The organism is Maridesulfovibrio sp., from assembly GCF_963677005.1.
Lineage (GTDB): Bacteria > Desulfobacterota > Desulfovibrionia > Desulfovibrionales > Desulfovibrionaceae > Maridesulfovibrio.
Genome location: NZ_OY781616.1, coordinates 555,792 through 575,254 on the forward strand (window position 1 = coordinate 555,792; position 19,463 = coordinate 575,254).

The 19,463-nt window shown below is 52.2% G+C and carries 18 protein-coding genes; all 18 read left to right on the forward strand.

The window, feature by feature from the left end:
* Positions 1–18 precede the first annotated feature (18 nt).
* The 18 genes from ACKU4E_RS02560 (at position 19) to ACKU4E_RS02645 (ending at position 19,289) form a co-directional block, all read left to right on the forward strand.
* Positions 19–615 (forward strand): TetR/AcrR family transcriptional regulator, encoded by a 597-nt coding sequence (locus ACKU4E_RS02560; RefSeq protein WP_320169523.1) that lies wholly within the window; start codon positions 19–21, stop codon positions 613–615.
* 9 nt (positions 616–624) lie between these two features.
* Entirely contained in the window at positions 625–1,662 is a 1,038-nt protein-coding gene (locus ACKU4E_RS02565) for an HlyD family efflux transporter periplasmic adaptor subunit (RefSeq protein WP_320169524.1), read from the forward strand.
* Positions 1,655–2,569: an ABC transporter ATP-binding protein gene (locus tag ACKU4E_RS02570; protein WP_320169525.1), complete on the forward strand. Its 915-nt coding sequence runs from the start codon at positions 1,655–1,657 to the stop codon at positions 2,567–2,569. Before ACKU4E_RS02565 ends, ACKU4E_RS02570 begins: the two co-directional genes overlap by 8 nt.
* A 32-nt stretch (positions 2,570–2,601) precedes the next feature.
* Positions 2,602–3,708, forward strand: a complete 1,107-nt coding sequence (locus ACKU4E_RS02575; RefSeq protein ID WP_320172609.1) for an ABC transporter permease — start codon at positions 2,602–2,604, stop codon at positions 3,706–3,708.
* Between the two features lie 169 nt (positions 3,709–3,877).
* Positions 3,878–4,210 (forward strand): hypothetical protein, encoded by a 333-nt coding sequence (locus tag ACKU4E_RS02580; protein WP_320169526.1) that lies wholly within the window; start codon positions 3,878–3,880, stop codon positions 4,208–4,210.
* Positions 4,210–4,977 carry an endoprotease gene (locus tag ACKU4E_RS02585; RefSeq protein WP_320169527.1) on the forward strand — a complete coding sequence of 256 codons (768 nt, stop codon included), beginning with the start codon at positions 4,210–4,212 and terminating at the stop codon, positions 4,975–4,977. Before ACKU4E_RS02580 ends, ACKU4E_RS02585 begins: the two co-directional genes overlap by 1 nt.
* A gap of 289 nt (positions 4,978–5,266) precedes the next feature.
* Complete coding sequence (locus ACKU4E_RS02590) at positions 5,267–6,235, forward strand: major capsid protein (protein ID WP_320169528.1); 969 nt, start codon at positions 5,267–5,269, stop codon at positions 6,233–6,235.
* A 30-nt stretch (positions 6,236–6,265) separates the two neighbouring features.
* Positions 6,266–6,658 carry a Bbp16 family capsid cement protein gene (locus tag ACKU4E_RS02595; protein ID WP_320169529.1) on the forward strand — a complete coding sequence of 131 codons (393 nt, stop codon included), beginning with the start codon at positions 6,266–6,268 and terminating at the stop codon, positions 6,656–6,658.
* Between the two features lie 899 nt (positions 6,659–7,557).
* Positions 7,558–7,839 (forward strand): hypothetical protein, encoded by a 282-nt coding sequence (locus tag ACKU4E_RS02600; protein ID WP_320169530.1) that lies wholly within the window; start codon positions 7,558–7,560, stop codon positions 7,837–7,839.
* A gap of 144 nt (positions 7,840–7,983) precedes the next feature.
* Positions 7,984–9,168 (forward strand): hypothetical protein, encoded by a 1,185-nt coding sequence (locus ACKU4E_RS02605; protein WP_320169531.1) that lies wholly within the window; start codon positions 7,984–7,986, stop codon positions 9,166–9,168.
* Positions 9,169–9,209: 41 nt separating this feature from the next.
* Positions 9,210–9,392 carry a hypothetical protein gene (locus ACKU4E_RS02610; protein WP_320169532.1) on the forward strand — a complete coding sequence of 61 codons (183 nt, stop codon included), beginning with the start codon at positions 9,210–9,212 and terminating at the stop codon, positions 9,390–9,392.
* 275 nt (positions 9,393–9,667) lie between these two features.
* Entirely contained in the window at positions 9,668–10,825 is a 1,158-nt protein-coding gene (locus tag ACKU4E_RS02615) for an FkbM family methyltransferase (RefSeq protein WP_320169533.1), read from the forward strand.
* A gap of 281 nt (positions 10,826–11,106) precedes the next feature.
* On the forward strand, positions 11,107–11,700 hold the full coding sequence (locus tag ACKU4E_RS02620) for a hypothetical protein (RefSeq protein WP_320169534.1): 594 nt from the start codon (positions 11,107–11,109) through the stop codon (positions 11,698–11,700).
* A 2-nt stretch (positions 11,701–11,702) separates the two neighbouring features.
* Entirely contained in the window at positions 11,703–13,799 is a 2,097-nt protein-coding gene (locus tag ACKU4E_RS02625) for a hypothetical protein (protein ID WP_320169535.1), read from the forward strand.
* The gene (locus tag ACKU4E_RS02630; protein WP_320169536.1) at positions 13,796–14,290 is read left to right on the forward strand and encodes a hypothetical protein; all 495 of its coding nucleotides are present in this window, start codon (positions 13,796–13,798) and stop codon (positions 14,288–14,290) included. Before ACKU4E_RS02625 ends, ACKU4E_RS02630 begins: the two co-directional genes overlap by 4 nt.
* Positions 14,291–15,085 (forward strand): hypothetical protein, encoded by a 795-nt coding sequence (locus ACKU4E_RS02635; protein ID WP_320169537.1) that lies wholly within the window; start codon positions 14,291–14,293, stop codon positions 15,083–15,085.
* A 65-nt stretch (positions 15,086–15,150) separates the two neighbouring features.
* Positions 15,151–19,065 carry a hypothetical protein gene (locus ACKU4E_RS02640; RefSeq protein ID WP_320169538.1) on the forward strand — a complete coding sequence of 1,305 codons (3,915 nt, stop codon included), beginning with the start codon at positions 15,151–15,153 and terminating at the stop codon, positions 19,063–19,065.
* The gene (locus tag ACKU4E_RS02645) at positions 19,065–19,289 is read left to right on the forward strand and encodes a hypothetical protein (RefSeq protein ID WP_320169539.1); all 225 of its coding nucleotides are present in this window, start codon (positions 19,065–19,067) and stop codon (positions 19,287–19,289) included. Before ACKU4E_RS02640 ends, ACKU4E_RS02645 begins: the two co-directional genes overlap by 1 nt.
* Positions 19,290–19,463 lie beyond the last annotated feature (174 nt).

A 19,463-nucleotide genomic window follows, 5' to 3' on the forward strand; every position in this document is an offset into this window, starting at 1 on the left:
ACATATTGGGGGAATAAATTGAGCAGAAGAATGGACCGGGTTTCGCGCAGAGAGCAGATTGCCGAGGAAGCACTGAAGCTTGCCTCGCAGGGAGTTTCGGCAATAACCATGGAAAATGTGGCCAGAAGTTGCGGTGTTGTTTCTTCCGCTCTTTATCGCCACTACAGGAACAAGGATGAGCTTTTCGACGGGGTGCTCGCGCTTGTGCGGAGCAAGCTGTTGCATGGTCTGGATATCTCTGCGGAAAAGGGAAAAACTCCCTTGGACATGCTCAGGATGCTTTCTCGCCGACATGCTGAACTGCTGTATCAGCATCCGGGAATACTCAGGCTGATATTTTCCGATGCGGTTCTGGAGAGCAATTCGGCCAGGCGTAACGGCATAATCGCCCTGATGAAAGAGTATCGAACTGTGGCGGCGTCCATTGCGCTGAAGGGGCAGGAAACAGGACAGATACGAAAGGACATCAGACCTGAGGATGTGGTATTCATGCTTCTAGGGTCCATTATTCCACCTTCGTTTCTGTATCATGTTTCCGGCGGAGATTTTGATCCCAGAGAGCAGGTTAAGCGCAGCTATGCTCTTTTTGAAGAATCCATAAGGGCAGCAAGGTAAGGTGTCGGAATGAAGATTAAACCAAGTTCGACTCTGCTTCCGTTTCTGCTGTTGATAATTGTTGCTCTTGGTGGATGCAATAATACGGAAGAAACTCTTTGGCAGGGATATGTTGAAGGGGAGCTTGTTTATGTTTCCGCGCCCCTCGGCGGGCAGCTTGAAGAAGTTCACGCCACAAAAGGCGAACAGGTGACGGCGGGACAGCCCCTGTTTGTTCTTGAAAGAGGTTTTGAAAAGGCAGGAATAGCCGAAGCGGAGGAAAATCTGGACCGTGCAGAAAATGATCTTGCCGATAAGCGCAAGGGCCGCAGACCCTCTGAAATAGCCTCCATTAAGGCCAGACTGCGCAAGGCGGAGGCCGCCGAGGTGCTTGCCGCCACCGAATACCGCCGCAGGGCGGAACTTTACAAGTCCCACACCATTTCCGAGGAAGAACGGGACCGCGCCAGAACAGACCATGAACAGGCGGTGCATCTTGTGGGTGAAATCCGGTCTGAACTCAAGACGGCGACACTCGGCTCCCGTTCCGATGAAATCAAGGCTGCCGAATCGGCCGTGGAAGCGGCGAGGGCAAGGCTGGAACAGGCCCGCTGGAATTTTGATCAGAAAGCGCAGGCCGCTCCGCGTACCGGACTGGTGTTTGATACCATCCGCTACCGTGGCGAATGGGTTCCGGCAGGCAGTCCGGTTCTGTCCATACTTCCCCCGGAAAACCGCAAAGTCCGTTTCTACGTTCCGGAAAGGATTGTCGGAGATTTTAAAGTCGGGGAGATACTGCTGATGAACTATGACGGTCTTGCCAAGCCCCTGCCTTTGAAACTGGTCTATGTTTCTCCGCAGGCGGAGTACACTCCCCCGGTCATTTATTCCAGCCAGAGCCGGGCCAAGCTGGTCTTCATGCTGGAAGCAGTGCCGGAATCAAGCTCAAATGCCTTAATGCTCAAGCCGGGACAGCCTGTAGATGTCAGCCGCACGCCGGAAGGCTTTATCCGTAACAATGGATTCTTTTCCCGGCTGCTTTCCTTTTTCGGGAGTTCCGATGGCTGAAGATTATGTCATTGATGTGAACGGGGTTACCAAGATTTTCGGTGACAGAACCGTGGTGAAGGGTTTGGACATGCGGGTCCGGAGAGGCGAAATATTCGGCTTTCTCGGTCCGAACGGGTCCGGCAAGACCACATTTATCCGCATGCTTTGCGGTCTTCTGCGGCCTGATGCCGGGGCCGGAACCTGTCTTGGTTACGATATCATTGAACAATCGGATATGATCAAGCCGCAGGTCGGCTATATGTCCCAGAAGTTCAGCCTCTATGGCGATCTTACGGTGCGGGAGAATCTGGATTTTCTGGCCCGCGCATACCTGCTGCCTGATCGCCGAAAGCTTGTAGATGATGCCATAGAAAGAATGGGGCTCGGACGTTTCACCGATCAGCTTGCCGGGAGTCTTTCCGGAGGCTGGAAACAGCGGCTGGCCCTGACCGGATGCACCCTGCACAGCCCGAAGCTGCTTCTGCTGGACGAACCCACCGCCGGGGTGGACCCGGCCGCCCGGCGGGATTTCTGGGACGAGGTGCATTCTCTGGCGGCGCAGGGCATCACCGCCCTCATCAGCACCCATTATATGGATGAGGCCGAGCGTTGCCACCGGCTTGCCTACATCGCCTACGGAGACCTGCTGGCAAAAGGAACTCTCGAAGAACTGGTAAGGGATTCCGGTCTGAAAACATGGGTCCTCAAGGGGCCTGACCTGAATGTCCTGACCTCGAAACTGAGAGCTTCTGACGGCATCGATCAGGTGGTGGCCTTCGGTAATACCCTGCACATAAGCGGTCGGGATAATAATCTTATCGAGAAGTCCATCCGGGAACTTTGCGGCCCGGATCACAGTTTCAGCCCGGCTGAGACCAGCCTTGAAGAAGTGTTTATCGATCTTATGCGGGGGACGAATCCGTGAACAGTGTACGCCTTTTTTCGTTCAGCCGTTTTATGGCCATGGCTCGCAAGGAATTTGTGCAGATGCGCCGGGACAGGCTGACTTTTGCCATGATGATCGGAATTCCGCTCATTCAGATAATCCTGTTCGGCTATGCCATCAATTCCGACCCGCGCCATCTTCCCCTTGCCGTCCTTTCAGGGGACAACTCCAGATATTCCCGGTCTATTGTCGCCGGAATGCAGGCCAGTTCCTATTTTGACGTGAACCGTTTTCTCCATACCAGAGCGGAGGCATCCAGATTGCTGGAGCTCGGAGAAGTGCAGTTTGTATTGACCATTCCGGAACGGTTCGGCAGGGATCTGGAACGGGGTGAACATCCGGTCCTCCTGCTTGAAGCGGATGCCACGGACCCCATGGCCACAGGCAACGCGGTCAATTCCATGCGCGAGATTGTAAATCGGGCCTTAGCGCGCGAGTTGAAGGGAGCCCTGCAATCCCTTCTGCCGGAGGCGAGTGCGGTAGAGCTGCGTATTCACGCCGACTACAACCCCGAAGCCGTAAGCCAGTACAACATCGTTCCCGGTCTGATGGGAGTTATCCTGACCCTGACTCTGGTCATGATCACCTCGCTGGCCATCACCCGCGAAACGGAACGCGGGACAATGGAAAATCTGCTGACCACACCCGTGCGGCCGCTTGAAGTGATGATGGGCAAAATCCTGCCTTACGTCATGGTCGGTTACATTCAGATGATGCTGATCATGGCCGCGTCCGTATTTCTTTTTAATGTTCCTATAAACGGCAATCCGTTGATAGTTTTTACCTATTCTGCTGTTTTTATCGCCGCGAACCTCACTGTCGGAGTCACTGTTTCCACCATCGCGCGCAATCAGTTGCAGGCAGTGCAGATGTCCATATTCTTTTTTCTGCCGTCCCTCCTTCTTTCCGGTTTCATGTTCCCGTTCCGGGGAATGCCCCAATGGGCGCAGGTCCTTGGCTCCGTTCTCCCGCTTACCCATTATCTCCGGCTTGTGCGCGGGGTGCTGCTCAAGGGAACAGGTTGGGAAGACTCCCTCTATCATCTGTGGCCGATTGCCCTGTTCTGGCTGGTTGTGGTCATAGTCGGGTTGAAAAGATTCCGCCGTACACTCGATTGATAAATCCTGTGTGAGCCCCGTATAAATGCGGGCTGTTGTCTCCTCTGATCCAAAAGTTACGGACTGTGGACCTGAATTAAGTAAAACAGGTCCGCAGTCCGTACTATTATGCATTTTCGAACGGGGGAACAGATGGGAACAGGACAGAAGAATAAAGGAGGTTTTCAGGATGACACCGGATGCCGGTTTTCTGGAAGAGGACAAACGGGAAGCGGATGAGATCAAGAAGGAGCAGCGCAGGGAGGCGGAGCAGTTTCTGTCCGATATGCGCAAGACCTTCGGAACTGCTCACGGAAAACGTATTTTTACTTTTCTGCTCGAGCAGGGCGGAGTCAATGCGCCGCTCTTTTCCCGGGACGCTGATATGTATCGCAACGTGGCCGTTCATGATTTCGTGGTCGAAAACATCCTTTCGGCAGTGGTAACGGCTGATGAGGAAATCTATCTTTCGATCATTCGTGAACGGGCCGAAAAATTACGCCATCAGGAGGAGACTGAGTAATGGATGATTTTGCAGGGTCTGAAATGGTTCAGGCCATGGAGCAGGATCAGGACGTGTCGGCAAAGGATATCCCTGCGCCGGAAGGACTGTCCGCAGTACATGATGAGGCCGGGCAACCTGTTAAGGAGGGAGGTGAAGCAATAGGGAGGGTCTCCGGGGAAGCTTTCGGAAAAGCATCCGAGGGCGCAAATGAAGAAGGTGCCGTGGAAACAAAGCCGGAAAAAGCAGGGGAAGTACCGGGCAAATCCGAGTCGGCTTCTCCGGGAAAACGGTCCGGGCAGGCTGAAGAAAACACTTCATCGGCAATTCCTCCTGCCCCGGAAGACTACAGGATTGATTACGGTCTGCCGGGCGGAGTTGATCCGCAGATTGACAGCCGCTTCCGGAATTTTGCCCATGAAAACGGCATTTCCGCTGAGCTGGCCCAGAAGCTGGTGGATTTCAGCAACCAACTGGAAACTGTGCGCATGGAGGAGCAGCATTATCAGGTGGAGGAATGGGAAAAACAGCTCCGTGCCATGCCCGGATGGCAGGGGCGCAACTACAGCCGCAATGTGGGCATTGCCCGGCAGGCCCTGCGAACCTTTGCCTCCCCTGAACTGGCCGAACTTATCGGGACTTCCGGGTACGGAAATCATCCCGAAGTGGTCAAGGCCTTTTACAAAGTGGGGAAACGATTGTCCGAGGATTCCTATCTGGACAGCTCTCGTAGAACCCCACGCAAGAAAACCATCGGCGAGATACTGTATCCCGATCAGCCTGTCTGATTTTGTCTGACGGGCTTGTAGCCAAACTGAACCCTGACTTAGGGGAAAGACAGAGTCATTCCGTATTTGATGCGCTTCGCGCGTTTGACAATCTGATTTCGCCGCCGCCGGCCAAAGGGGATAATCCCCTTTGGAATCCCTAATAGTTTAAGTTGGGTGTATTTTATGTAACCTGTCAAATTATAAATTAATTATTTGCTGTCCCTGCGGGCTGCATACAGATTTGAACGCTTGAAGCGTCATGATTCCAGAGCTCCCGGAGAGCCTTAATCATTAAGGAGAAACAACTATGGGAATTCTTGGAACCAACGCTCTTACTCTTTCCGAATGGTCCAACCGTACCGACCCCAGTGGCAAGGTGGCTGAAATCACCGAAGTCCTTTCCATGACCAACGAGATTCTCGATGACGCGGCCTGGGTTGAAGGCAACCTGCCCACCGGACACAGGACCACGGTCCGTACCGATCTGCCTACCGTAAGCTGGCGCAAGCTCAACTACGGGGTCAAGCCGAGCAAGTCCCGCACCAAGCAGATTGACGATACCTGCGGCATGCTCGAATCCTACGCTGAAATCGACAAGGCCCTGTGCGAACTCAACGGTGATTCCTCCAACTTCCGCACCTCCGAGGAACGCGCGTTCCTTGAAGCAATGAACAAGGAATTTGCCGAGACTTTCATTTACGGGGATACTTCCCTTGAACCGGAAAAATTCCTCGGCCTCTCGCCGCGTTTCAATTCTCTGGAGTACAAGAACGTTATCAACTTCGGCGGAGCGGGTGACAACTGCACATCCATATGGATCGTCTGCTGGTCGGATCAGACCGTGCATTTCACCTTTCCCAAGGGCAGCAACAGCGGGTTGAAACATACTGATCTCGGCGAAGTCACTCTCGAAGATGCCGGTGGAGGCAGATTTCAGGGCGTGAGAACCCACTACAAATGGTCTCCCGGTCTGGTCGTGCGCGACTGGCGCTACGTGGTGCGCATCGCCTCCATCGATCCGGCCAACCTCGGCGGCAATTCCCTGCGCCATTCGCTGATCGAAGGACTGAACATGATTCCCAATACGAACATGGGCAGAACCGTTATCTACTGCAACCAGTCCGTCAAAACCCAGCTGGATATCGAAGCGTCCGACAAGGACAACGTCATGCTCAGGACCGAAAACTGGGAAGGAAAACCCGTCACCACCTTCTGGGGTTGCCCCGTAAGGCGTGTTGATTCCATTCTTAACACCGAGTCCGCGATTACCGCCTAGTTTAACTGAATAATTACCAGGAGAATAAAAATGTTTTTGGATAATGAACTTTGTTTTTGCGAGGAGCAGTCCGTAACCGCCAGCGCGGTTTCCCAGAATGTGGTCTGCGTGGGCGAGGATTGCGGTTCCGGTTCTCCGGTACGTCTCAAGGTGCTGGTGGACGGGGAGGACTTCGCTGCTCTCACCAGTCTGCGTGTCGGAGTGCAGGCCTCTTCCACCGATGATTTCGCATTGTATGACACCCTTTTTGAATCCGGTTCCATTCCCGTGGCGGATCTGAAACAGGGCTATACCTTCCCACTGCCTGCGCTGCCGGCCAGACACAGCGGTTATCTGAGGCTTTCCTTCACCGTTACCGGAGCAAATGCCACAGCTGGAAAGGTCAGCGGATACATCATTCTGGATGATCAGACCAACGTATAAGGCGGTTGTGATGAAATATATCTGCAAGGAAAATTGTTATGTGCGGAATCAGCAGGGCTGACTTCAGTCTTTCCGCAAGAACGATGCGGTGGATTATGCAGGGGGAACTGCTGTTCCCTCCATTTTGAACCTGTTGACGGTCTTGAGCGGTCTGCAGAGGGTATGCAACCGATAAAAAACGGAGATGCCGAAAAAGAGAAGCTGCGCGCGCGGCTCAGAAAACTTAGAGTCAACTGCCCGGCAAATGCCGGGCAGTTGACCATGCGCAGAAAGCTGCAGAATGTGTCGTCGGAACAAAATATACCCTTGTAATGTCTCGAAATAATAGCCAGTTTTTTCAGGACCCCCGTACCTTTATTGGGCGGGGGTCAATCATATGAAACTGATGTCCTATACCCGGTTCATGGCTGAAAGCAAAAGGTTAATCAAATGAACCACAATCCACGGTTCGCGCTGCCTTTTGTGCCGCGGCAGTCTCTTTTTACAGAGCGCAGAGTGTGTCAAAAACTGTTCATTGAGCCTGAGACCAGGCTATAGCATCTTTGAAATCGTAATTGCCGGGAAACGAGCCAGTAATGTCAGCCCCCACTCGCCTTTTATGTATTGACTAAAGTTGGCTAAACTTTTATTTGCAGCGATGATATTGTTTATCAGGTGTGAAGTTGCTTTTTTGTCTTATTTTGACTTTGAAATGGTTTCGGCTCCACTGAACTTATACATCAGTGAAGCAGCAGGAAGACGGACACAGATCCTGTCGACTGAAGCTCCGACAACGGCTGTGCTGCCAATGCGGCACCTTGCGGTGACCCTTCATGCAGGATTTGTTGCGAATTAATTTAAACATGCATGTGTAAATAGTCAGGGCTTATTGTCCTTTCGAAGGAAAGAAGGAGTTTAATATGAAAGCAGTCAAATATCTTATTCTTGCAGTTGTATTGTCAGCAATACTTTTTCCAGCGGCCTGTTTTGCTGGAGAATGGTACCTGATCGACATGAACACCATGCAGTGTGTCCAAAATGACAAGGCAAATGCTTATGAGATGAAAAGAGCAGGGGTAAATGTACGCAAAGTTCATGAAGCCCTGGAAGGGGCCTATATAGTCAGCATATCGGGATCATCCCTGTTTGTTGCCGATTCCAGGGAAATGTGTGAGAAATTGCTAGAACTTATGAAAAAGTAAAAATCAGAATTATTGGAGGACAGGCCTTGTTGGGGCTTGTCCTCTTTTTTTGCGTACCCCCTTAATCCTACATGAGAAACTGCAATGATATTTTTTATTGAAAAGAGAACTTTTTTCCTGCTATCGGTCTTGTGGCTTGTTTGCATGTTGCTGCCCTTGAAGGCTGACGCGAATCCGGGCGCGACCATAGCCGAAGTGAATGGTATGCTGAACTCCGTTGCGGGCAAGCAGTCCAAGGATCAGCTCCGGACCTTCTATCTTGTATTGAAAAAGCTGAATGAAGAAAGTGAACAGAACTATGCAATACTGGACAAGGCGATACGCATCGAGGTGTTTCTTCTTATATACGAGGAGCAGAAGGGAGAAGGAAGCGCCGTCCCGGACATCATCTCGCTGCATAACAAATTACGGAAAATTAATGCCCTCGGGGGCACGGAAATCCCTTTTACCAAATATTCTGACAGCAAGGAGTTCGAGAAGATCATCGGAAGAGTCCTCAATGAAATGCCCAATCAGGAGATTCTGGACCGGGGAATGCGCGTCCTCTACCGCACAGGAGACGGCTATTCCAGCCGTTACGCCATCCGGCAGGCCCTTCCTTATTTTGAACTGGCTGAAGCAAACGGGTTTGACGATACAGAGTTGTATCGCGCCTTCATAGACGTATATAACACCAAGGCGTGCAAGGACGAACTCAAATCGATAATATACTGCCGTAAATTTCTTAATTCCGCTAACCGCAAAGGGTTGGACAGGGGATCGGTCCTCAGGACATTGGCGCTCAATCTTTTCACGACCACCCCTCCGGGGCAGTTGGCAAGGGGGAAGCTGGACGAGATCATTGCCATCATGGAAGACGCCAAGCGTCATGGTGACCCGGAGGCCGCCTCCTACATTTCGCAGTTCAAAAGCCTCATGGCCGATCAGTCTTCGGGCGGAGGAGGGGCGCAGGGCGATCCCATTGCGCAATTCGCCTCCTACATTCCCCTTAATAACGGACTAAGGACTTTCACGGAATTGGGACGTTGCTCCGCACTTGATGCCCGGGAAAGAAAAATATGCCAGGAAGCCACCTACGCCTATGACTTCGACCAGTTCTCCCTGGAGGGCAGGGCCAAGAACTACGTAAGCGTGATTACCATGCGCGATTGCTCATACCTGATGAAATACGAGGGCAATGAAATGCTTGCTTGCGAAAGTATACTCCCTTATCTGGACAACCGTGAAGTCATGATCAAATGGGTCACATTGGGCGCCCTCGGTTATGTTGTTGACGTGAAGCGAAACAGAATATTCACCCACTCCGGCGAAGGAGGCTACGGATTCTGATCTGCGGACGCAGAGCCGACCGAATTCTGTCGGTCGGCAGCATGGCTTCTGAATCCGGTTCCATTCCCGTGGCGGATCTGAAACAGGGCTATGCCTTTCCTCTGCCAGCGCTGCCGGCCAGACACAGCGGTTATCTGAGGCTTTCCTTCACCGTTGCCGGAGCAAATGCCACAGCTGGAAAGGTCAGCGGATACATCATTCTGGATGATCAGACCAACCTGTAGGCCGGTGCTGCCTGTGCAATGTCTTATTAAATAGGCGATCTTCGGTCTGATTTTGATGTTGCATACTGTTTTGGACCCCCGTCATTTATCGGCGGGGGTCTTTTTTTGCTGGTTTGGTTATGTTTTCTGAAGTGTTGGAATTTCAGCTAAGCCATATTTTTTAAAGAAATCTAGGCTGCTTGCCATTCAAGGTCGTTTTTCTGTATCTTGTTGAAACCACTTGAAATTTATAACGTAATTGTGCTACTAAATCCTAAGTCATGGAGAAAATTTATATGAGTGACATCAAAATCAGATATATTGACCATACAGGCGTACCGAAGAACAGTAGAGTCTGCTTATATGGTGTTGGAAAGGGCGGAGCGGAATCCTTGCAACTTCTTCGTCAGATACGTCCTGATGTGGAGGTCGTCTTTTTTGCTGATACCTATAATTCTGGTTCATATGAAGGATTTGAAATTATAAGGCCTCAAAACCTTGTCGACCGACAGAACGAATTCGATCTTATCTTAGTCTGCTCCTGCTACTACACGGAGATAATTACAAATCTATATTCCGTTGGCATTAAGAATGCTGTCGGATTTTCGTGGCCTAAATTTTATAGCTACCTGTTTTTGCCGGATGAGTTGGGCCGACGGGCTGAAGAGATTAATTATATCATGAATGCTCTGCATTCAGATACGGATAGAGCCTTGTTTAAATTATTGTGCGAGGCGCGCGTAGCAGGTTCTGCACAGGTTGAACTGCTTTATGGTTCAGCAGGTAAGGAGTGTTTTGTTTTTAAAGAGTCGAGGTTGGAAAATAATTTTTCTGAACATACAGCATCCAGTTATTTCGATTTTGTTGATCTTTCAATTGTAGAGTTCGCTGTACAAGCTGGAGTTTATAACGGCAGTGAAGCTTTATTTCTTACCGGGCAGGAACAGTTGAAAGTGGTTTATGGTTTTGAGCCTCAGGGTAACACTTTTTTTCCTCATGAAACACAACAATCCTTAAATGATTCAGGAAAATTTGTTTTGATTTCCAAAGGCTTGTGGAATAGTAACTCAGTTGCTGATTTCGCATTGGACGGTAGCGCCAGCTTTGTGAAGGGGCTTTCTGATGCACAGAATTCAAGTACAGTCCAACTTGTGGTCTTGGATGAAGAACTCAAAAAGCTTGCTATCCCCAGACTGGATTTGCTCATTGCCGATATTGAAAATGCGGAGATTCCTATGCTTGAAGGTGCCATGAAATGTATCGAGCAAGACCGCCCGCAATTAGCAATCTGTTTTTATCACTCCAAGGAGCAATTTCTTGGAATACCTTTGATGCTGATGAAGCAACTGAAAGATTATATTTTCAAGATAGGTCATTATTCAAGGGGGTTGGGTGAGAGTGTCTTTTACGCCATACCTAAAGAAAAATATTCCGGGTTTCATAGTTGTTCATGATTGTTCTTATAGTTAAATCATTCTGGATGATCAGACCAACCTGTAGGCCGGTGCTGCCTGTGCAATGTCTTATTAAATAGGCGATCTTCGGTCTGGTTTTGATGTTGCAGACTGTTTTGGACCCTCGTCATTTATCGGCGGGGGTCTTTTTTTGCGGGTTTTGTTTGCCTGACTGCATAGCGGCCCGGAGTTCCATCAGCTTTGTCCGGCAGCGCGTGTATTCGTCTTTTGCAAACGGTTCCGGGAATAACCGGAACCGGAAAATGCAAAAGGAGAAGAATATGGCTGTATCGGAAGTTAAAATCTGCAATCTTGCTCTGCGTAAATTGGGGGCGAGACTTATTGAATCGTTGAGCGACAGTTCGCAGGAGGCCGTGACCTGCAAACTCTTTTATGAACAGGTCCGAGACGCGGTTCTGCGGGAACATCCATGGAATTTCGCGGCCGCACGGACCCGTCTGGCCCTTCTGGCCGAGGTTCCGGCCTTCGGTTACGCCCATCAGTACCAGCTTCCTGTTGATTGCTTGCACCTGCGCCAATTGAATTCCGCAGATGATGAATTCGTGGTTGAGGGAGACAGGGTCCTTACTGACCGGGACGGTGCATCGGCCTTGTACACCAGAAAGATCACCAATCCGGTGCTTTTCGACCCTTCGTTCGTGATGGCCTTTTCGGCCCGTCTGTCAGCTGAAATGGCCGATGATATCACCGGATCGTCCAGCAAGGCCCGTGAGATGTGGACCCTTTACCTCAATGCCATGCAGTCGGCCCGGCTGGCTGATTCCGCCGAGGGCAGGGAGGACGAGATTCTCAATGACCCCTGGCTGGAAGCGCGGGGGCTTTACGGCACTGATTCGCCGGTATGGAGGGGGTAGATATGTCCGTTTCCCTGATCATGACCAATTTCAGTGCCGGGGAACTTTCCCCCAGGCTGGGAGGGCGGGTTGATCTCGCCAAATATTCAAACGGGCTGGCCCTGCTTGATAACATGTACACCCATCCCCACGGAGGGGCCTCCAGACGAACCGGACTTCGGTTCATCCGAGAATCCGTGGGACGGGAGCTTATGCCGGGCGGAAGCCTTGATTCCACAGCCGGTTGGACTCTTGGGGACGGCTGGACTGTCGCGGCCGGTAACGGAAGCTGTGACGGCACACAGAACGATCTGGCAGTGCTCAGCCGGGATATCGGGCTGGTTGAAGACACGGTCTATGAAATCGGATTCACTGTGAGCGGCTACGCGGCCGGAGAGCTTGCCGTCTGTGCCGGAGACGGAACGGTCAGCGTGCCGGTGACAGCGGACGGGGTTTATACATTCAGATCACGGTGCGGAGCTTCGGCCACGGTGGAACTTCGGGCCGATGCCGATTTCATCGGGGCGGTGGAAGACCTTTCCGTACGCGAAACCGGGCCGAAAACCAGACTGATCCCGTTTGAATTTTCCACCGAGCAGGCCTACGTGCTGGCTTTTACCGACAGGAACATGCGCGTGTTCAAAAACGGTGGCATTGTGGTGGATGCCGACGGGACACCCGTGGAGGTTGCAACTCCGTATAAGGAATCCGATCTTGCGGGAATACGCTTCACCCAATCTGCCGATGTCATGTATCTGGTGCATCCGGAGATACAACCCTACAAACTTTCACGCACTTCGCATGTGGACTGGTCGATGAATATCGTGCCGTTTTCCTCGGCTCCGTCGGATTGGAACAGCACCAATGGATACCCATCCTGCGTGACCTTTTTTGAGGAACGGCTCTGCTTTGCGGCCAGCCCGCAGAAACCGCAGACCATCTGGATGAGCAAGAGCGGTGCGTATGAGGATTTCGGAGTCTCTTCGCCTGTGGTTGATGATGATGCCTGCACCTACACCCTTTCTGCTGATCAGGTGAACGCGATTCGCTGGATGGTTAGCTCCAAGAAGCTGATCATGGGAACTTCCGGGGGCGAATGGTGGCTTTCCGGCGGTAGCAGTGCCGATATGGTCACCCCGAATTCGGTCATGGTCCGCCGTGAGACAACGCACGGCTCTGCGTCACTGCCTCCGGTGGTAGTCGGCGGAGTGATGATATTTCTGCAGCGTGAAGGGCGCACGGTCCGTGAACTTTCCTATTCCTTTGAGTCTGACGGTTATGTGGCTCCGGACCTGACCATCCTGGCCGAACACCTGACCCGAACAAATTCCATACTTGAATGGGCCTACCAGCAGTCCCCGGATTCCGTGATCTGGATGGTCCGCGATGACGGGCTGATGCTTGGCCTTACCTATCTGCGGGAGCATGAGGTAGTGGGCTTTCACAAGCACAGGACGGACGGAAAATTCCGCTCCGTATGTACCATTCCCGGACCGACACAGGAAGAGCTGTGGACAGTGGTCGAGCGGGAAGTGGGCGGTATTTCCCGTTGTTATATCGAACGGATGGAAAATCAGTTTTCGGGTGAAAGTTCCAGAGACGCTTTTTTTGTTGATAGCGGACTGAGCTACGATCAGGAAACGGCGGACACGGTTTTCACCGGACTGGACCATCTTGAAGGGAAGACTGTTTCCGTTCTTGCGGACGGGGCAGTGCGTCCTGACGTAACGGTCATCAACGGGGCCATTACCCTGGCGGCTCCGGCCAGCGTGGTCCATGCCGGGCTTCCTTATGTCTCGGACATGAAAACCCTGCGGCTTGAAGGCGGTTCCATGAGCGGCGGGACCGCACAGGGACGCATGAAGCGCATCTCGCACGTGACCGTGCGGCTGTTCCAGTCCCTCGGATTGCAGGTGGGGTATGACGGGGAGCATCTTGAAAGGGCGCCGTTCCGCACCACTGCCGATCTGGTCGGAGGCCCTCCTTCGCTCTACAGCGGCGATTACGAGGTCAAATTCAACCGGGGGTATGACCGCGACGGGCAGGTTCACATCCGGCAGGACCAGCCCCTGCCTCTGACCGTTCTGGCTCTGATCCCTGAAGTTTCGGTGTATTCATGAGTCTGGCGGAAAGAGCATGCGTGATAACCATAGGAATCCCTTCCATCCATGATCTGGAGACCGTTGCTGCTGATATCCGTGTTTCTGACAGGCGCGATATGCAGGGGCTGCATCCGGGCAAACCGGTCTATGAGATTCTTATGGGGGACGTGGCTCTTTCGAGGATGGTTTACGGACTTTATCTGCGTGGAAAAATTGCCGCGGTTTTCGGTGTGGTCCCGTCAGGGCCGGGAATCGGTACGCCGTGGCTTGCGGCTTCGACCTGTGTGGAGCGCAACAAACTGTCATTCGCAAGAATGTCGGTGCGAATGCTGGACATGATTCAGAAACCTTTTCCGGTGCTGGACACATGGGTTTGCGCGGAAAATTCAATGAGTTTGCACTGGCACAGCTGGTGCGGGTTTGAATTTGCGAGCGAAACTGTCCGCATAGGTCGGGATCGGTTTTACCGGGCTGTGCGGATAGTAAATAAACAAAAGGAGAAAATATAGATGGCATCAGGATTGGGATATATGGCAGTCAGTTCAGTTGCGAGTGTCGCCATAGGCGCCGCCACCAGGGCTGTTTCCGGGCAGAAAGGTTCCTGGGGCAACGTGGGGACGGACGCTTTTGGAGGAGCGCTGAGCGGCGCAGGCAGTTCGGTGATGAGTTCGGGAAGCAGCCTGATGAGCAGTTCCTCGGTAACTGCTGTCGGGAGTTCGTCCGGCAGTTCTGCAGGCTCGGCGACAGACAGTTCGGGAAGCCTGCTTGGGGGGCTTGGAAACAGCGGGTCGTATCTCGGTATGATGAGCCAGTTCGGACAGTCCGTCCTTGGCGGCAGTGAGCAGATCGGCGATGCCCAGTACAATTCCAGAATGACCGAGCTCAGGAACTACCGCACAGTCCAGCAGGGGGTATACGGCAGGGCCGCGAGTTACAAGGAAGCGGAAATAGTCAACAGGGAAGCTGAAATGGAATTGGCAGCCCTGCGCCGGGAGCTATACCGCAGGAACCATTCTCTGGGGGCCTACCGGGGAGTTCGCCTTGACTCCGGTTCCATTGTCGATGCCCGTGAGGACCTGATCAAACAGGCTGATTATGATATGGAAATTGTAAAATATCAGGCTGAGGTCGATTCCGGACGCTACATTGATCAGGGTAATATGGCTGTATGGACTGCCGAGAGCGCATCCGTTCTCAACACCAATGATTCCAGCAAAGAGACGCAGGAAACCAGTTCCGCAGTCAGCAAATCGCTCTTGAATACCGGGATGAGCATGGCCGGAAGTCTTTTGAGCTCCAAGTAGAATTTGGAATGTAAATGGAAATAGGACATTATATAAATATAAGGAAGTCATAACAGGAGACAGCTATGACAGTTGTATCGAGCGGCAGCTCCATCACCTACGCCGGTGATGGAACGCAGGCCGAATTTGATTTTAATTTCCGCATATTCGGCGAGGATGATCTTTGCGCAGTGGTGCGCAGTGATGCAGGGGATGAAACCGAACTGGCACCGGGCAGTGACTTTTCGATTGTATCCGGGGTGGGCAGCGATGCCGGAGGACGGATACGTTATCCTGTTTCAGGAACCCCGCTTGCGGTAGGGGAAACAATCACGTTGTACCGCAATATTCCTTATACTCAGGAACTGGAGCTGGTGGATAACGATCCGTTTTCAGCGGCTCTCCTGAACGAGGCGTTTGACCGGGGAGTAATGCGCGACCAGCAGTTGCAGGAGCAACTGGACCGTGCTCTCAAGTACGAGATCACTACTCCGACAGAAGAGCAGCTTTCGCCGCAGGAGTTTATGCGCGTTATTCTGGAAACAGGCGATATGGTTTCCTCATCGCTGGCCGGATCGGAAGCCGCCAGGGATCAGGCCCTTGCAGCACAGGCCGCAGCTGAGGAATCCTTTTCCAATGCCCGGACAGCCCGCAACGGGGCCGAAGCCGCACAGCTAGCGGCCGAAGAGGCCCGAGATTCCGCACAGGCCATAGCTCTGGGCGACCTTGCGGATCTTCGCAGTGCGACCCCGGTGCTTTCCGGCCCGGCGGAAGCGGACGAAGGAACCACGCTCACGGTACTTATCGCCGATCACGAGGAAGATGTGGAAACATCATACGATCTTGATGTGTCCGGCTTCGGTTTGGCAACCGTTTCCGGCAATGCCGTGACCTGGGTGCTCGGCAGTCTGGATGTGGATACCTCATGTTTTCTGGAGGTTGTGCGCCGCAGGAGGGGGGAACTGTATTCCGAAACTGCCCGGCATACCGTGCTGGTTAAAAATGTGGTGGCTCAGGACGGCCCGACATACTCTTTCGCCGACACGACAGACGGCTACCCCGGTGCGACCATAGACGGCGATGGAGTCCATGCTCCTGCGCATACTCTCGGCGTGGACAACGACAATCAACTCGTTTCCGCACAGGCCGAAATTGTGCGCACCAGTGATGAATTGCCGTTAAACTCCGGTACATCGGCAACCACGATTGAGACGGATAGCAGTGCGAATGTGTCCGAGGGTGACGGGCTGCTCCTGCTGGTTGACGGAGAGAGTGTTGCGGCTGTTGCGGGGGCGGTTACGGGCGGGGCTGCTGATGAAACGGCATCGCTGGCATGGGTCGGAGCCGTGCAGTTGATTGATGGTTTTAGCTCCAACTACACCGTGCTGGACGGTGATGCCCCGCAGGGCGCTATACACTCAAAGGTGTTGTCCGGGGATTTTACCTTTTCGGCGTACCAGCTTTATAATTCTGGCGGCTCCGGCGGGGGAGATTGGTGCTTTGGATTCTTCGCCGCCGATGAGTTGGCAATGTTTGTGGACACCAGTTACTGCGGGAACGCTATTAATATGAATAACTGGTGGGCTCACAATGGGACAACAACTATAAATACTCCTGACGGGATCGTTAGCACGGGGGTTATTCCAGCAGGTGATGTTCTAAAATGGGAGAGAATTGACGGGATAGTTAAGTTCTATATAGACGGCGTGCTGGTATACACCGGAACAACACCATATACAGGCGATATCTGCTTACTTATCGGACAGTACTATGGTGGAACAGACTCATACGGAACAGCGCATTGGCGGGATATAACCGCTATTGTCGGTGGTAGCTTATCCATTGACATCACCTCTGCAAGTTTGGCATCCGCTCCAACTAAAGCTTTTAAGTCCGCAAGTGCAATAACTCTGAACTCTGGTACATCGGCAACAGCGATAGTTACGGACGGATCTGTCAGCATTTCCGAGGGTGACGGGCTGCTCCTGCTGGCAGACGGGGCGAGTGTGGCGGCTGTTGCGGGGGCAGTGACATTAGGATCAGACACTTTAATAAGCGGTGCAACCGGTACTATTATAACACAGATGAGCGATGCGGTAGACTATTTTTCTGTTACTCCTGAAAATGCCTTTGACGGAGATACTGGAATAACTACATATACCCAGGGCTCTACTATAGAAGATGCTTTTCCGGTGTATCTTGGAAAACTATGGAGTACACCCTATACAATTTCTAAAGTCGTAGTAACCCCACCGTCCAGTGGTTTTGTAGGATCACAGTTGAGTAGCGCCGCTACGTTGACCATAGCTGTGGAAGGTTCAAACGATGGTACTACTTGGATAGAACTCCATTCTGACAACTACGACAATGATGGTACCGCAGTTACAATTACTGATATTATAAAAACATCACCATATCTTCGGCATCGAGTAAAACTTGATGCAGGTGATCTTGGTAGTGCTTTTCGTTGTTGGGTAGCTGAAATTGATTTTTACTATGCTATGTCAATAATCGACATCACTGCCGCTGGACTGTCCGTTGCTCCCACAAGCGCGGCCAAATTCAACGCTGCTCAACTCGCGCTAGGGGCCGGGGTTGCCGGTGAATATCTGGGGCCGGAGGTAGGACTGGAATTTGCTTCATCAGACCCCATCGAATCTAACGAATCCACATGGTTAACTGGCAACACATTGTCAACGTATATGGTTTCTGGGCTTTGTTTGCCCAACGGAGAAACCTTGAAAAGGGTCGGCACACATCAGAGAACGTGGGACTCTTACCCTGCTTATATCGCTCCTGTCCCTATGCGTCTCGGGGTTGCTAAAAAAGTTGCAGACGATGAATGGGACGTTATCACATGGTTTCAGCTGTTCAACCACGGCCTTACCGGTTTTGAGTACATAGAACTCACAGAACCATACACAGTTCCTGACGATGGTAACGACTACAGAATTATAGGCATTGCAGATAGTACGCAGAACGTTGGTTACGGCTACATCTCTGCGTATGACGGGACAGGCGGAGAAAACAAGGCATATTACAATGCGTCCGGCACGGTTGCGAGTCCGTTAACCGGCTCCCTTGGAACAACAAGCGAAGGGTCAAACGTCTCGCTTGCCGTTGGGTATGAAACAACAGTAAGCGAGTCCACCGCATCCGCACTGGTTTTCACCTCCGCTGAATCCATAGCCCCCAAAATCTACACCGAAGGCGGCAAACACAATACGATAAAAATTGATGGCGTTGAGCATGCCGTTTCCGGGGTGAGTGAGGTGGACAACAGCAGTGCAACAACAACTGAAGAAACGGGGACAAAAACAGACGTAAGCGATACGGCCTTTTGGAGCGGAACGGGGCTGGTTGTCCCAAACGGCAGGACTGTTGCGGAAATCGGCATGGCAAATACGGGAAGTGCCGCAGTAGCCAAAGTTATTCTCTACCGTGTTGATACAGAAACAGCCGAACAGTCCACAGCATCCGGCAGCTACGAGACAGTTGCTTCAGTTGACATCTCGTACAGCGGAAGCGGCGATTATGAATATGTCGCTTTGGAAACTCCGTACTTGATACCGGAAGACGGCAAAGAATATAGGCTCGGGATGCTGCTTTCATCTGGAACTTTCTCCCGCAATGATGGGGCTTCCGGCATTCATTCTACGGCAGTTACCGGTGTTGTCGGCCAGACCTTTACGGCCGACCTTGATACCTACCAGCCTTTTGTCGGAGCTAAGACAAGCGACCCCCTGTTCGTTACTACCGCAACACTCGCTGAACCTCTTGCCGCCGCTCCTGCCGGGACCGAATCAGTCGTTATCCCGGATCGTTGCACCCTGATCCCGGATTCACAGACTACGGAGGCCACCAGCGAGGGAGTTAAAACCACCGCGTCAGTAGTTTCGTTCGAGAACGATCCCGACCTCAAGCGGCTGGCTATGGCCGCGAACGGCCCGGACGGGCTGACCTTCAAGTCCGGCAAAATCTACATTCAGGAGAAACCATAATGAGCGAGATGAAACACATTGTCGATGAACGGCCGGGCGTGAGCATCCACCGTGAGGTTCCGGCCAAACGTGCGTCCGCGGATTTCGATTTGACCCAGATGAGCGGTACAACCCGTGCGGCGTTTGTGCGGGTCTGCCGGGACGGCGGGGCCACGCCGGAGGATTACCGGCATGTTTTTGAATCCGTGCTTGGCGGGAATGTGGTGGCGGAGATTTTGCGGTAGTTTTTTGTGACTGTCGGTGAAAATTGTTTCCGATCGTCTATCTGAAATTATTTGATTGTATTACTGGTAAAAAAGGCCGTAATTCTGCATGGTTCATTATGTAAGAGTTGCGGCCTTTTTCTTCTCTGCCGATTACAGCCGCAGCCTTTGGTGGGGCTTAATATAAAAACAGGG